We start from the raw sequence: 13,182 nt of genomic DNA, 5'->3' as shown, positions 1-13,182 counted from the left end.
GTGACCCAACACACTGTCACTGTCAACAGTTAACCGGCGACGGTTGACGGTTGACTGGCGCGAGGCTTACTGTGGGGTGAATCACGACGGAGGGGGATTCATCAATGTTCGAATCGCGGTTGGGATGTTCGACCATCTCGTTCCGGCACCTGACGCTCCATCGAGCGCTGGACCAGATCGGGAATCTCGGATTCACCGAAATCGACCTGGGATCACTGCCTGGTGTTTGCGATCACGTACCGCTCGACCTCACAGGCCGGGCTGTAAAGGACGTCGCCGACGCGGTTTCCAAGTCGGGTCTGAGAGTTCGGTCCATCAACTGTGACGTGGGTGATCTCAACGACCCGGCGACGGATCTGTCCAAGTCGTCGCAGTGCGTTGGGTTGCTCGAACTGGCTGCGACTGTCGGTGCCACAGCGCTCGTGTTGCCGAACGGGGCGATCGGACGTACCCCGATCGGCGATCTGGCCACCGACCTGGATCGAGTCGCGGCGAATTTCGAATTAGTGCTCGGGTGCGCACAGGGATATGGAGTCGAAGTGTGGACCGAATCGCTCCATGTGTTCAGGCTCTGCTGCAACTCGATACGTGCCGCCGCCTTGACCTCGCGTCTGAATCCGAGCATCGGGATCGTCATGGACTTCAGCCACATCGTCGCCTCCGGCGGAAACCCCGTTCGCTTCGTCGAGGCTTTCGGTCGGCGAATCACTCACGTGCATGTTCGCGACGCTACGAAAGGTGCGGTTGACCTCGACGGCCCCGAATGCATCGAAGACCCGGGAAACATCAATCTCAGTGTCGGACGAGGCGACGTCGATTTCGGCGCAGGCTTGACGGCGCTGCATTCAGCGGGTTTCGCCGGGCATTTCACGCTCGAGCTCGAGACGCGCGACGTCACCGACGAACACCGACCCTCGGCGACATCCGCCGCCGGGCACGTGATCACCACACTCTTGAATCGATCGACAACCGAGAAGATATCGACAACCGAGAAGATGGAGACCTCATGATGGGCAAGAAGATTCGCACCGCGGTAGTGACCGGAGCCGCTTCCGACAAGGGAATCGGACGCGCCACTGCCGAGCGCTACGCCGAAGATGGTTGGGGCATCGTAGTTCTCGATCTCGACGGTGAAAAGTCCGCGAAGGTCGCCGCAGAAATCGGCAGCAGCTACGACGTCCCGGCTTTCGGACACGCCATCGATGTCGCCGATGAGGCGTCGGTCAACTCTGCCTACTTCCGAGTCAAAGCCGAGGTCGACTCCGGGGCGCTGCCCACTGTCGGTGCCGTCGCCAACATCGCCGGCATCACCTCACCCGTTCCGTTCATGGAGACGACGGTGGAGCTGTGGAACAAGGTATTCGCGGTCAACGCAACTGGAACGTACCTGGTGACCAAGGCGTTTCTGCCGGACATGATCACCGAAGGCTGGGGCCGGATCGTCACCATGTCATCGGTGTCCGCGCAGCGCGGCGGTGGCGTGTTCGGCAAGGTTCCGTACTCCTCCGCCAAGGCTGCCGTACTCGGGTTCACCAAGTCGCTTGCGCGCGAGCTGGAAAACACCGGCGTCACCATCAACGCCGTCACACCGGGAGCTGTCGACACCAACATCCGCGTCGGCAGCACCGACGAGCAGGAAGCGGCTATTGCGCGAGGCATCCCGCTCGGTCGCACCGCCACCACCCGGGAGGTCGCCTCGGTCATTACCTTTTTGTCCTCCGAGGATGCGGCGTACTTGACCGGAACCACGATCGATATCAACGGGGGAAGCCACATGCACTGAGGTGGAGTGCGATTCGGTTCGATGCGGATTCCGTGACGGGGTCTAGGTCGACCCATCGATGTGAGTGGTCTTGAGGCCCTCGATCATGAGGTGTAACCCGAAGGCGAACTCGTCGTCGAGCGGTGCAGACAGGTGATCTGCAACGGCGACCGTGGCAGGAAAGGCGGTGGTGTCCAAAGAGCGGAACCGTCGTACGACGTCGGGGTCGACCGAGTCGTCAGCGATCTGTACCGCAAACCCGAGCACGTAGTGAGCGAGGGTGGTGTAGGTCCGCGCTGCAAGTTTCGGCTCGAATCCCGCTGCGAGCAACCGTGCAATGCACATCTCTCTCTGTATCAGTGCCTGCGGACCGGTCGGGACTTGCTCGATGAGTAGGGGCGCGGCTTTGGCATGGAGTGAGAGGGTGGAGTACATGTGCTGGGCGACGGTATGCAACGCGTCTGGCCATGGCAGGGCGAGAAGTTGTTCGTAGGACATCGACACCGAGCCGAACAGTTGGTCGACCACGCGGGATACGAGTTCTTGGCGATTGGCAAAGTGACGGTAAAGAGTGGCGGTCCCCGAGTTGAGCCGCTGCGCGAGGCTTCTCATCGACAATGCCTGGGCGCCATGCTCGTCCACCAGTTCGAGTGCCGTGGAAACGATGCGCTCGACCGGCATCGCGGGCCTGCCGGGTGCGCGTTTGGCCGACCTTGTCGGCTTCGGACTCTCGTCGCTCATCGTTCTCGTTTCTTCCGTGTACTCGATTCGCAATCCTAAAGGGCGTTCTGCGCCATGTGTTGCCCGGTGTCGATCGCCAGACGGGACTTCGCCTGGCTCGGCGATGACGACTCGTCAGTCGAGCCTTGACAGCTGCGCTCTTTATGGCAACACTGTAACCATTATGGTTGACAGCAACTGCTCATCGCTTAGTCTTCCCGATGATGGGGTTGACATTCGTTACACCCGTTCCGGTTTCGGTGATCGGGTCATCGTCCTACTTCATGGAACTGCATCGTCACTCGAGCACTTCGATTCTCTGGCGCCGTTGCTGGATCCGAACTGGGACGTCATTCGAATGGATCTGCCCGGTTTCGGATGCACGGGTCCTCGCCCGGATCGGGACTACCGGATCCGCACGTATGCGCGAACAGTCTCCCGATTCCTCCGCGAGCTGAACATTCCCCGGCACACGATTCTCGGTAACTCGCTCGGTGGCAACATTGCCTTCGATATGGCTCTCGACCAGCCGGATCGGATAGAGGCGCTCGTGCTGGTCAACGCCACCGGGTACCCGCTCAAGACGCTGCCGAAGGGAATGCAGCTCGCGAGGAAGCCGTGGGCACGCCCCATTTTGCGTCGTTGGCTTCCGCGAAGCGCTGTCGAACGCAGCCTGAGCGACGCGGTGGGCCCTGGCTCATCGATCGTCGACGGCGCGATGATCACCCGCGTGCATCGAATGTGGTCCAAACCCGGCAACAAGGGTGCGTTCGTGGACTTCGTGAACACAGATCAGGTCGACCGAACTGGACAACTCGGCAGCATCACCTCGCCCACATTGGTTCTGACCAGCGGATCCATGCCGCAACGATTCGCCTCGGACATTCCGGGCGCAGTGGAACGGATCCACCCTGACGGTGGTCACCTCCTCCCAGAGGAGCAGCCGGATTGGGTCGCGGACGCCGTCGCAGAGTTCTTTCATCGCCCTCGTTAGGAAGAATCGAATGAAATACTTCGTTCATCGTGCCGAAGACCTCGAGTTCGACGCCGACGCAGGCGGAGAACTGCGTGGCAGCTTCGCCGCGCTCTCCGCAGGTGTGACTCACTTCGAACTCGGTGGTCCGGCTACCGGTGAACTCGTCGTGTTGGTACCGGGTCTGACCGTCCCACTCCTCTACTGGGACGGAGTTGCTCGCGAACTGCATGATCGAGGGTTCCGGACACTCAGCTACAGCGCCTACGGACGTGGATACTCCGAACGTTCGCGGAGTGAATACGACGAGGCAATGTTCGTTCGGCAGCTCGACGACCTTCTCTCGTATGTGAATATCGGCGGCCGTCCTCATCTGGTCGGTACGTCGATGGGGGCACTCATTGCTATGGCGTACGCCGCGGATCGTCCTGAAGCAGTCAGCTCGTTGAGCCTCATCGGGCCCGCTGGAATGTCCACGAAGGCTGCGCTGCAACAGAAAGCACTCGGTGTCGACATGCTAGCGAAACTGGTGGCTCAACGGTTCGGTCGGAAGATCCTGCTCGGTCACCTCGGGCACAACGTGTTGGATCCCGCGTTGGTCGAACCGTTGACGAAGATGGTCGTCGACTGCTTTCGCTACGAGGGATCGATGTATGCGTTCTTCTCGACATTGCAGAACTACCCACTCACCGGCCGCACAGAGCTTTTTCGTCGAATCGGGCAGACCGCGACTCCGACGCTTCTGGCGTGGGGATCCGAAGACGCGGTAACACCGGTCTCCGGATTCGGCCAGGCCAGTGCGTTGCTCCGGCCGGCCATGGCCGAGGTCATCGCTGACTGCGGACACATGGCTCCATACGAACGCCCAGCTCGCACTGCCGAGCTCTTGGCGACCTTCATCGACAACGAACGAGAACGGACCACGTCATGAACGACAACACCAAGCTCGATGTCTTGATTGTCGGTGGCGGCCCCGCCGGCACCACGCTGGGCATCGAGCTGAGACGACGCGGCATCGATGTTCGCATCGTGGACAAGGCTTCGAGCGGCTTCGCCGGCTCGCGCGCCAAGGGTATTCAGCCGAGGACTCTCGAAATCATGGAAGACCTCGGAGCTCTCGACGACATTCTCGACGGCGGATCGCTCTACCCGAGGATGGGAATACATGCCGGGCCGCTGGTCGTGCCCTGGGCAATGATCAAGGTCAACAAGCCGAGCGAGCGCGTGCCGTATCCAAGCACGTGGCTCATCCCGCAACACCGAACCGATCGCGCCCTGCACCATCGTCTGGAGGAGTTGGGAGGCCGCATCGACTACCAGTGCGAGGTGTACGACCTCGAGCAGGACGAAAACGGCGTCACCGTCGAGATCTCGACACCGACCGGTGACGAAGCTGTCCGCGCGAAGTTCGTTGTGGGTGCCGACGGAGGCTCCAGTGTCGTGCGTAAATCGGTGGGAATTGCATTCGAAGGTACGACCGATGAGGAAGATCGCATGCTCATCGTCGATGCCGTGGTCGAAGGTGACTTGAGCCGGAAGTATTGGCATATTTGGCCGGTCGGCGGGAAGTTCGTCGGGGCATGCCCGCTGCCCGATTCGAACTTGTTTCAATGGATGATCAAGCTCGACCCGGACGAGACGCCCCCGACCACTGCTGAGGCGATCACCGGCCGCGTCCGAGCCCGCACCAAGAAGAAGCTCCGGCTCACCGACATCGCATGGCAGAGCGTCTTCCGGCCCAACATCCGTATAGCCGCGAAATATCGGAAGGGCAGGGTTCTGCTGGTCGGCGATGCGGCCCACGTTCACCCGCCCGCCGGGGCACAGGGGCTGAACACCGGTGTGCAGGACAGCTACAATCTCGGCTGGAAACTTGCCGGCGTGCTGCAAGGTGCGTCGGACACTCTCCTCGATTCGTACGAGGCCGAACGCCAGCCCGTTGCAGCGACGGTGCTCGGTCTCGCGACCAAAAAGTACGACGCGATCGCAACGATGAGTCCGGCCGCCCTCGCGCGCGGCAAGGACGAATATCAACTGGCCGTCACCTACAACGGCGGACCGCTGGCATCGTCGGCGAACGCGTCCACATCGACACTTGCGGCGGGGGATCGGGCGCCGGATGCTCGTCTCGATCGCGATGGGACAACGACGAGGCTGTTCGAGCTCTTCCGTGGCACGCATTTCACCGCGATCGCCTACGGGCCGGGTGCTCCAGAAGCGCTCGCGAGCATCGAGTGGCCTACGTTCGGTGCCGAACTACGGACGATCGCGATCGACGCTTCGAATGCCACTGCCGATGACGTTGTCTCCGATATCGATCGAAGTTTCCGGTCTGCCTATGGGGTGTCCCGCCCAACGGCGTTTCTTGTTCGCCCCGACGGATACATTGCGGCGATCGCGCTCGTAGATGAACTCGAGCCGATCACCGCGGTGGTCAGTACTATGACGTCGATGTCCTGACCGATGGACACGTATCGCAATCTCTTGTCACTCTCGAACAAAGGAATCTCATGTCGACTGTTCACGTAGTGCTCCTCGCGGTTTCCGGAGTGCTGACCGCATTGGTCCTGGTGGGCGCGGGCGGAAGCAAGATTGCCGGCAAGCCTGCGATGCGTGAATCGGCCGAGCACTTCTCGATCCCGTGGAACCAATACCGGCTGATCGGATTCGCCGAGATCGCCGGTGCGGTCGGGATCCTCGTCGGCATCTGGCTCAACGGTCTGGGCCTCGTCGCGGGTATCGCGGTGGTTGCCTTGATGGTCGGCGCAGTGGCATTCCACGTTCGGGCCGGTGATGCGATCAAGGGCATTGTGCCGGCCATCGTGGCTCTCGCCATCTCCGCCGTCTACGTTGTGGTGCAGGCTTTCGTACTCTGGGGTTGAGCCTCGACTCACTGGACACGAGTGACACCCGTCTCGATCGGGAATGTCGGGCGCCGCGGACAGGTTGTGCCCCCGAGAGGTTCTGTGCCACGCATGCCCGCGAGGCAGAACCTGTACGCGTGCAAGGAAAGAGGCGAACCAGTGACGTTGTTTTCTCCGTTGACCCTAGGCGATCTGACTCTGCAGAACCGGCTGGTGATGGCCCCGCTCACGCGGGTGCGGTCCGGTCGTCACGGTGTTCCCGGACCGCTGGTGGCCGAGCACTACCGCCAGCGATCCACACTCGGCCTGATCGTCAGTGAGGGCACCTACCCGAGCCATGCCGGTCAAGGATTTCCCGGTCAGCCGGGGTTGGTGACGCCCGAGCAGATAGCCGGATGGCGCGAGGTGACCGACGCAGTCCACTCCGAGGGCGGGCTCATCGTCGCCCAGGTGATGCACGCCGGACGCGTCACACACGCGGCGACAACCGGAGGCCGCGAGGTCGTGGCTCCGAGCGCCATCGCCATCGACGGTGTGACGCGTACCTACGACGGCAAGGAGCCGTACCCCGTCCCGCGGGCATTGGGCACCGACGAGCTGTCCTCGGTGATCGAAGAGTTCGTACAGGGCTCGAAGAACGCGATCGCTGCCGGATTCGACGGCGTCGAGCTGCACGCGGCCAACGGCTATCTGCTGCACGAGTTCTTGTCACCGGCTTCCAACCGACGCGAGGACTCCTACGGTGGATCGCCGGAGAACCGCGCGCGTTTCGTTGCAGAGGTGGTCGAGGCCGTCGCCGACGCCATCGGCGCGGGTCGAGTGGGTATCCGCATCTCGCCCGAGCACAACATTCAGGATGCATTGGAGACGGACGGCGACGACGTACGCGCAACCTATGGCAGTCTTCTCGATCGTATCTCGCCACTCGGCCTGTCGTATCTCAGTGTGCTACACAAGAACCCGGCGGGCGAACTGGTGCAAGACCTGCGCCGGGCCTTCAGTGGCCCTGTCCTGGTCAACAGCGGCTTCGGCGAGATCACCACGCGGGAGGAGGCGCTGTCGATCATGGCTGGCGGCGTCGGCGACGCAGTGGTCGTGGGCCGCCCGGCCATCGCCAACCCCGATCTCGTCTACCGTTGGAGCAGGGATCTACCGCTGAACGCTGTGGACCCGAGCACCTTCTACTCGGCTGGAGCCGAGGGCTACACCGACTACCCGGCGCTGCAGTCGTAGAAGAATCCGAGGACAGAGACGGCCCGCCCCTGACACAGGCGCGGGCCGTCTCTGTAGGCATCACGATGAACGTCAGCCGATGATCTTGTGCTCCACCGTGCCGATGTTGTCCAGAGTCAGGGTGAGGGTGTCGCCGATGCTCAGCCAGTTGCCCGTCTCCATGCCGCTACCGCCGGGAAGCGTTCCGGTACCGAACAATTCGCCGGGAAGAAGCTGCTCGTCCCGAGAAGCGTGCGCAAGCATCTCGCCGAGGCTCCACTGCATGCCGGCGCTGTTGACGCGGCTCACTACCTCGCCATTGAGGGCCACCGTGCCGGTGAGATCGTTGATGCGCGGAAGGACCTCGTCAGCTGTGACGGCGGTCGAGGACATCGATGACCCGAAATGCTTCGACTTCTGCGGTCCGAATCCCGAGCCCATCTCACGTCGTTGTACGTCGCGTGCGCTGAAGTCGTTCAACAGGACGAAGGAGCCGATCGCGGCTGTCGCCTCGGCTGGCGACGCGTTGCGAAGCGGCGCCGACAGGACGAACCCGATCTCCAGTTCGTAATCCAGTGCGCGCGAATACGACGGCATCTTCACCGGGGTGCCACTAGGCACGAACGTGAGGTGATTCGACATGTAGTAGATGGGCTGTTCGTAGAAGAGCTTGGCGGGCTTGAACTTCGGAAAGGGCCTGCCAGTGAGCTTCTCAACGACCGCGGTAGCCCTGAACTGCCCCGGATGGAACCGGCGTACGAGACCGCGGCTCGCGGCGATGTTGTGCTGCTCGTACAGCAGAAAGTCTCGGAACGATACCGGATGGAACGGCAGTGTCAGATCCGAGGACTGTCGATGACGCCGATCGACCGACCGGACCCACTGCTCGTCGAACGGACTGCCACCCAATGCGCTGTTGTCGCCCAGCGTATCCCAGCTACCGTCGCCGTTTTGGTACTCGGCGACAGCCCCGTCGCCGGTGTGTACCCTGCGAAGCTTCATGAACCCCCCGTTTCGAACCGAATTTCCCCCGAAATGCCGATTATGGCGTTCGGGCAGATGCTACATGCCGACTCGGCTCATCCGGTAGGGATCACTCGACGTAGGAATGCCAACTGGTCCGATACGACGCGTTCGAAAGCCTCGCCGACATAGATTTCGAAGTGACCGAATCGGTACACCACGATCTCGCCCTGCGGCGCCGTGGCCGCATGACGCAGTGTTTGCTTGGTCGGCGCAACGGTGTCCGGATTGCACACGCAGAACAGCACCGGAGCGGCGATTCGGCGTGCCGCTCGTCCCGGGAAGTAGCGGAGAATGTCGAACGCGAATCGTGCCGCAACTTCACTTGGAAGCGATGATCCCGGTGGCTGCAGACTCCGATACCCGGCGAGTGCGTCGCGGCTCGCCATCAATGCGGTGCCGCGGTACTCGGCGACGAGCGGTACCGTCACCGGCGCTGCGCCTCGGATGGCGGCGAGGACGTCACGGATCGCCCGCGGTGTGACGCCGATGGTTGTCCTCAGCGGCATCGCCATTGCGGAGGCGAGACCGTCGGTGAAGGGGCCTTGAGACACGACCGCCGCGATATTCCCGTCTGCGGCGGCGGCTTTGAGAACATGACCCCCGCTGAGGGACGAACCCCACAGAACGATCCGGGAGGTGTCCACTCCGTCGAGGGTGCGCGCGAATGCGATCGCTGCGGCCCAGTCGGCGAGTTGCATGCCGATGTGGACCAGTTGCCGCGGCTCGCCGCCACTGGCTCCGAAATTGCGGTAGTCGAACACCAGGCACGCGTAGCCGGCCTCGACGAAGCGCTCGGCATAGGCATCGAGCCGCATTTCGCGGACACCACCGAGACCGTGCGCCATCACGATGACCGGCGCCCTGCTGCCGTCGTTCGGCTCATAGAGCCACGCAGCACACGTGGTCTCACCAGACTTGAATTCGACATCTCGTCGCGTACTCACAGCATCCCCCCGGATATCGGCTACCACCACTGCCGGATCGCCAGCCTGCCTCGAGCGCCGGTCCAGGGCAAGTGCGTCGTGATCGGGGTCTACCGGCCCGGCCCTGGAATCCGCGAAATGTATACAACCATCTCCCACTATCGGGCTATAGTGCTCACGTTGCACAAGAATGTATACAACAGGGAGTGGCATGGCAGAGGAAGGCGCAGGGTCGATCGGGCCCCTGCACGGCCTACGCGTGATCGAAATGGGCCAACTGGTGGCGGGCCCGTTCTGTGGTCAGATCCTTGGCGACCTGGGCGCCGAGGTCATCAAGATCGAGCAGCCGGGCAAGGGTGACCCGATCCGCGAGTGGGGTCGCGCACTTCCGCGGGGGGAATCTCTGTGGTGGTCGGTCATCGGTCGAAACAAGAAGTCGGTAACGGTCGACCTGCGTACTCAGCGGGGGCAAACCGTTGCCGCACGCCTCATCTCACGCGCCGATATCCTGGTCGAGAACTTCCGCCCCGGAACACTGGAACGGTGGGGGCTCGGCTACGAGAAGTTGTCCGCGAACAACCCCGGACTCGTCTTGACTCGGGTGTCCGGGTTCGGACAGACAGGCCCCTACTCTTCCAGGCCCGGCTATGGATCGATCGGAGAGGCGATGGGCGGATTGCGCTACATCGTCGGTGACCCGTCGACGCCGCCCTCACGTGTGGGAATTTCGATCGGGGACACGTTGGCCGCTGTCTTCGCTGCGATCGGAACTCTTGGTGCGGTGTACGAGCGCACCCGTAGCGGACGTGGGCAGGTGGTCGACTCGGCAATCTACGAGGCGGTCCTCGGCATCATGGAATCCATCGTGCCGGAGTGGGTGCTGTCCGGGTATCAGCGTGAACGCAGCGGTGCGATCCTGCCGAATGTGGCTCCGAGCAATGTGTATCCGACTGCGGACGGCGGGTGGATGCTCATCGCTGCGAATCAAGATACGGTTTTCGCGCGGTTGGCGGCTGCCATGGGCAAGCCGGAACTGGCATCGGATCCGCGATTTTCCACGCACGGCTCTCGCGGCGAACGTCAGCAGGAACTGGATGCGCTGGTGACGGAATTTACTCTGACACAACACAGTCGAGAGCTCGAGCGCCTTCTGCTCGCGCACGCGGTGCCGGTCGGCAAGATCTACCGTCCCGCGGACATGGTGACCGACGAGCAATTCATCGCCCGCAAGAGCATCGTCAGCACCGATCACCCGACACTGGGAAGCGTGCCGATGCAGAACGCGTTCCCCAGGCTGAGTCGTACCGACGGTGGCGTGCGGTGGCCTGGACCCCAGCTCGGAGAACACACCCTCGAAATATTGGAATCCGTGGGCGGATACAGTCGAGCCGATATCGACGCCCTGCGTGCAGGCGGAGTCCTGTGATGTTCTCGGATGCATTGCCCGCCTCGGCCACACTCGTGGAAGTCGGTCTGCGCGACGGACTGCAATCGGTGGACACGGTCGTGCGCACCGACGAGAAGTTGGAAATCCTCCAGGGTGTTCTCGATGCGGGTTTCACCACGGTGGAGATCACGTCCTTCGCCCATCCTCGGGTCCTTCCGCAGTTCGCCGATGCCGAGCGCGTCATCGCCGAAGCGCCGCGTGTGAGGGGAGTTCACTACAAGGCGCTGGTGCCCAATCTTCGGGGCGCGCAACGCGCGTGTGCCACCGATATCGACGAGATCGTCGTCGTGGTGCCGGTCGACGAAACCATGGCACGCAAGAACCAGAACGCCACCCCCGAGCAGTTGCTGTCCGAGTTCGAGCGGATCGTGGTCGAAGCGCGTCGATGCGACAAGAAAGTCAGCGTCGCCGTAGCAACGGCGTTCTTCGCGCCATGCCGGGGCCCGGTCGGCGCGGACGAGTTGGACGCGGTCGTTGCGCGCGTGGTGGACGCAGGTGCTCACTCGCTGTATCTCGCTGGTACGACCGGAATGGAAACACCAGTCGACTTCATGGACGGAGTGAGCCGCGTCAAGAGGAACTATCCAGATATCGGGGTGGGTGTTCACCTGCACAATCGCAACGGCCTCGGCTCGGTCAACGCACTCGCAAGTCTGTCCGCCGGCGCGGACTGGCTGGAGGCGTCGTTCGGCGGCCTCGGCGGGGACATGTGGTTTCCGGGTGAGAGGTCCGTTCTCGGCAATGCGCCGATGGAGGATCTCGTGGTGTTGTTCGATGCCCTCGGCATCGAAACCGGCATCGACCTCGATACCTACCTGGCAGTCGGTCGCACGGTGGAACGCTTCACCGGGATCGCGTCCCACTCGTTCGCTTCCCGCGGTGGGACCCGCAAGGACCTCGCTGATGCACAATGGCCCACATGAGAGTTCGGTCGGTCCTTTCCCAGCGGTCGCAGTGTCCACACTGAGCGACGCGATCTTCGGCCTCATCGTCTCGGGCGAGTACGTCAGCGGTGAGAAGCTCAACGAGGTGGAACTTGCCGATCGTATGGGTGTGAGTCGCACACCGATACGCGAGGCGCTCAAGACTCTGGCGAACACCGGTGTCGTAGTCATCGAGAAGAACAAGGGCGCGCGGGTGAGTGAGTTTTCACCCGAATCGGTGATGGCCACCTACTCGACTCGCTCGCTGCTCGAACCCTGCGCCGCGCGGTTGGCCACCGAACATCTCACCGACGAGGACCTCGCGGCTCTTCGCGAATCGGCGGAAGCAATGTTCGAGATGGTCACCGGAGAAGGCGATCTGGCTTCGATTGCGGCGTCGAACAACGAGTTTCACGCGAGCATCCTGTCGAAGTGCCCCAACGCCCGCATGGCCGAGATCTCGCTGGGCATGCTCAAACCCCTTGTGGCTTCACAGACATTCCGAGGGTACTCGTCGGTCGAGTTGGAGCGGAGCGCCCGGCACCATCTCGAGATCGTCGACGCCCTGGAACACCGAGACGGTGAATGGGTCGAGGCCATCATGCGGGCCCATATTCGGGCCGGCTACCACAGTGCTCTGAAGATGCAGACCGGACCGATATGATCTGTGTGCGCAGTGCAGAGACCGTCTCGGTCAGTTCTCACGACCCGGAGGATGCACCTGCGGTCAGTAGATCGAACGTTGCGCGGACCTCGTCGAGAGTCGGGGTGGGGAGGCTACCGCGAGAGTGGACGAAGCCAATTCCGGCATAGACCAGGGCTCCCGCGCGCAGCCGTGCCTGTTCCTCGTCGAAGCCCACTTCCCTCATGGCATCCTGAACCACTTCGAAAATCCTTCGATCCAGCGCGGCCACCGAATCCGCGACCTTCTGGTCGGTTCGGGCCCAATCCCGTACGGCTATTTCGACTCTGCGCGTGTCCTCGTCGATCAGCGTTTGCGCCATTCGTTCGAAGCGTTCTGCTACCGGGATGGTGTCCATGGCATTGAGCCCGCGGACGGTGTCGTTCTGCTTGTCACACCAGCGGTCTGCGATCGTCGTCATCAGGGCGTCGATGTCGTCGAAATGCCAGTAGAAACTACCCTTGGTGACGCCGAGTTGTTCGCACAGTTTGGTGATCTTCACCCCGGACGCGCCCTCACGTACGAGAAGGTCGAACGCGGCACCGATCCAATCGTCGAGTGACAATCTCGTCGTTTTTCTGGACGTCGACTTCTTGGGCGTGGTCGCCCCGGCGGTCTTCGTGCGTGCAGCCATAACAGGGAGTCTATGC

Annotated in this window: 14 protein-coding genes; 10 read left to right on the top strand and 4 right to left on the bottom strand. The window is 62.4% G+C overall.

Translation table 11 applies throughout. The features are described 5' to 3' along the window. Positions 1 to 104: 104 nt before the first annotated feature. Both KVY23_RS03915 and KVY23_RS03910 read left to right on the top strand, forming a co-directional pair. The gene (locus KVY23_RS03915; protein WP_230555381.1) at positions 105 to 1,010 is read left to right on the top strand and encodes a sugar phosphate isomerase/epimerase; all 906 of its coding nucleotides are present in this window, start codon (positions 105 to 107) and stop codon (positions 1,008 to 1,010) included. Beyond that, positions 1,010 to 1,783 (top strand): SDR family NAD(P)-dependent oxidoreductase, encoded by a 774-nt coding sequence (locus tag KVY23_RS03910; protein ID WP_075838207.1) that lies wholly within the window; start codon positions 1,010 to 1,012, stop codon positions 1,781 to 1,783. The genes KVY23_RS03915 and KVY23_RS03910 overlap by 1 nt, the downstream gene beginning before the upstream one ends. A 42-nt stretch (positions 1,784 to 1,825) precedes the next feature. Here the strand turns inward: KVY23_RS03910 and KVY23_RS03905 are convergent, their stop codons facing one another. After that, positions 1,826 to 2,503 carry a TetR/AcrR family transcriptional regulator gene (locus tag KVY23_RS03905; RefSeq protein WP_230555380.1) on the bottom strand — a complete coding sequence of 226 codons (678 nt, stop codon included), beginning with the start codon at positions 2,501 to 2,503 and terminating at the stop codon, positions 1,826 to 1,828. 163 nt (positions 2,504 to 2,666) lie between these two features. Between KVY23_RS03905 and KVY23_RS03900 the strand changes: the two genes are divergently transcribed. From KVY23_RS03900 to KVY23_RS03880, 5 genes are all read left to right on the top strand, one after another. Further along, positions 2,667 to 3,476 carry an alpha/beta fold hydrolase gene (locus tag KVY23_RS03900; protein ID WP_230555379.1) on the top strand — a complete coding sequence of 270 codons (810 nt, stop codon included), beginning with the start codon at positions 2,667 to 2,669 and terminating at the stop codon, positions 3,474 to 3,476. 10 nt (positions 3,477 to 3,486) lie between these two features. Beyond that, complete coding sequence (locus tag KVY23_RS03895; RefSeq protein ID WP_230555378.1) at positions 3,487 to 4,386, top strand: alpha/beta fold hydrolase; 900 nt, start codon at positions 3,487 to 3,489, stop codon at positions 4,384 to 4,386. After that, a complete protein-coding gene (locus tag KVY23_RS03890; protein ID WP_230555377.1) occupies positions 4,383 to 5,915 on the top strand; it encodes an FAD-dependent monooxygenase in 1,533 nt (510 codons plus the stop codon). Before KVY23_RS03895 ends, KVY23_RS03890 begins: the two co-directional genes overlap by 4 nt. A 50-nt stretch (positions 5,916 to 5,965) precedes the next feature. After that, entirely contained in the window at positions 5,966 to 6,337 is a 372-nt protein-coding gene (locus tag KVY23_RS03885) for a DoxX family protein (protein ID WP_230555376.1), read from the top strand. Between the two features lie 141 nt (positions 6,338 to 6,478). After that, on the top strand, positions 6,479 to 7,552 hold the full coding sequence (locus KVY23_RS03880) for an alkene reductase (protein WP_230555375.1): 1,074 nt from the start codon (positions 6,479 to 6,481) through the stop codon (positions 7,550 to 7,552). A gap of 72 nt (positions 7,553 to 7,624) precedes the next feature. Here KVY23_RS03880 and KVY23_RS03875 read toward each other — a convergent pair whose 3' ends face one another. Both KVY23_RS03875 and KVY23_RS03870 read right to left on the bottom strand, forming a co-directional pair. Further along, on the bottom strand, positions 7,625 to 8,533 hold the full coding sequence (locus KVY23_RS03875) for a fumarylacetoacetate hydrolase family protein (RefSeq protein ID WP_230555374.1): 909 nt from the start codon (positions 8,531 to 8,533) through the stop codon (positions 7,625 to 7,627). 77 nt (positions 8,534 to 8,610) lie between these two features. Continuing rightward, positions 8,611 to 9,501: an alpha/beta hydrolase gene (locus KVY23_RS03870; RefSeq protein ID WP_230555373.1), complete on the bottom strand. Its 891-nt coding sequence runs from the start codon at positions 9,499 to 9,501 to the stop codon at positions 8,611 to 8,613. 190 nt (positions 9,502 to 9,691) lie between these two features. On the opposite strand from KVY23_RS03870, the gene KVY23_RS03865 reads away from it, so the two are divergent. The 3 genes from KVY23_RS03865 to KVY23_RS03855 are packed head-to-tail and all read left to right on the top strand — an operon-like array spanning position 9,692 to position 12,514. Next, positions 9,692 to 10,906, top strand: coding sequence for a CaiB/BaiF CoA-transferase family protein (locus KVY23_RS03865; protein ID WP_230555372.1), 1,215 nt, complete (start codon positions 9,692 to 9,694; stop codon positions 10,904 to 10,906). After that, positions 10,906 to 11,850, top strand: a complete 945-nt coding sequence (locus KVY23_RS03860; RefSeq protein WP_230555371.1) for a hydroxymethylglutaryl-CoA lyase — start codon at positions 10,906 to 10,908, stop codon at positions 11,848 to 11,850. The genes KVY23_RS03865 and KVY23_RS03860 overlap by 1 nt, the downstream gene beginning before the upstream one ends. 31 nt (positions 11,851 to 11,881) lie before the next feature. Continuing rightward, positions 11,882 to 12,514: a GntR family transcriptional regulator gene (locus KVY23_RS03855; protein ID WP_230555370.1), complete on the top strand. Its 633-nt coding sequence runs from the start codon at positions 11,882 to 11,884 to the stop codon at positions 12,512 to 12,514. A gap of 37 nt (positions 12,515 to 12,551) precedes the next feature. Here KVY23_RS03855 and KVY23_RS03850 read toward each other — a convergent pair whose 3' ends face one another. After that, the gene (locus tag KVY23_RS03850; protein WP_230555369.1) at positions 12,552 to 13,166 is read right to left on the bottom strand and encodes a TetR/AcrR family transcriptional regulator; all 615 of its coding nucleotides are present in this window, start codon (positions 13,164 to 13,166) and stop codon (positions 12,552 to 12,554) included. Between the last annotated feature and the right edge of the window lie 16 nt (positions 13,167 to 13,182).

The organism is Rhodococcus sp. I2R (assembly GCF_020889545.1).
Taxonomy (GTDB): domain Bacteria; phylum Actinomycetota; class Actinomycetes; order Mycobacteriales; family Mycobacteriaceae; genus Rhodococcoides.
Note: the sequence above shows the minus strand (reverse complement) of the source record. Positions and strands in the feature narration are given on the sequence as shown.

What these genes read in the sequence shown, in the direction of transcription:
- KVY23_RS03915 (WP_230555381.1), top strand. Translation starts at nt 105, where the DNA reads ATGTTCGAATCGCGGTTGGGATGTTCGACCATCTCGTTCCGGCACCTG.
- KVY23_RS03910 (WP_075838207.1), top strand. Translation starts at nt 1,010, where the DNA reads ATGGGCAAGAAGATTCGCACCGCGGTAGTGACCGGAGCCGCTTCCGAC.
- KVY23_RS03905 (WP_230555380.1), bottom strand. Translation starts at nt 2,503, where the DNA reads ATGAGCGACGAGAGTCCGAAGCCGACAAGGTCGGCCAAACGCGCACCC.
- KVY23_RS03900 (WP_230555379.1), top strand. Translation starts at nt 2,667, where the DNA reads ATGGTTGACAGCAACTGCTCATCGCTTAGTCTTCCCGATGATGGGGTT.
- KVY23_RS03895 (WP_230555378.1), top strand. Translation starts at nt 3,487, where the DNA reads ATGAAATACTTCGTTCATCGTGCCGAAGACCTCGAGTTCGACGCCGAC.
- KVY23_RS03890 (WP_230555377.1), top strand. Translation starts at nt 4,383, where the DNA reads ATGAACGACAACACCAAGCTCGATGTCTTGATTGTCGGTGGCGGCCCC.
- KVY23_RS03885 (WP_230555376.1), top strand. Translation starts at nt 5,966, where the DNA reads ATGTCGACTGTTCACGTAGTGCTCCTCGCGGTTTCCGGAGTGCTGACC.
- KVY23_RS03875 (WP_230555374.1), bottom strand. Translation starts at nt 8,533, where the DNA reads ATGAAGCTTCGCAGGGTACACACCGGCGACGGGGCTGTCGCCGAGTAC.
- KVY23_RS03865 (WP_230555372.1), top strand. Translation starts at nt 9,692, where the DNA reads ATGGCAGAGGAAGGCGCAGGGTCGATCGGGCCCCTGCACGGCCTACGC.
- KVY23_RS03860 (WP_230555371.1), top strand. Translation starts at nt 10,906, where the DNA reads ATGTTCTCGGATGCATTGCCCGCCTCGGCCACACTCGTGGAAGTCGGT.
- KVY23_RS03850 (WP_230555369.1), bottom strand. Translation starts at nt 13,166, where the DNA reads ATGGCTGCACGCACGAAGACCGCCGGGGCGACCACGCCCAAGAAGTCG.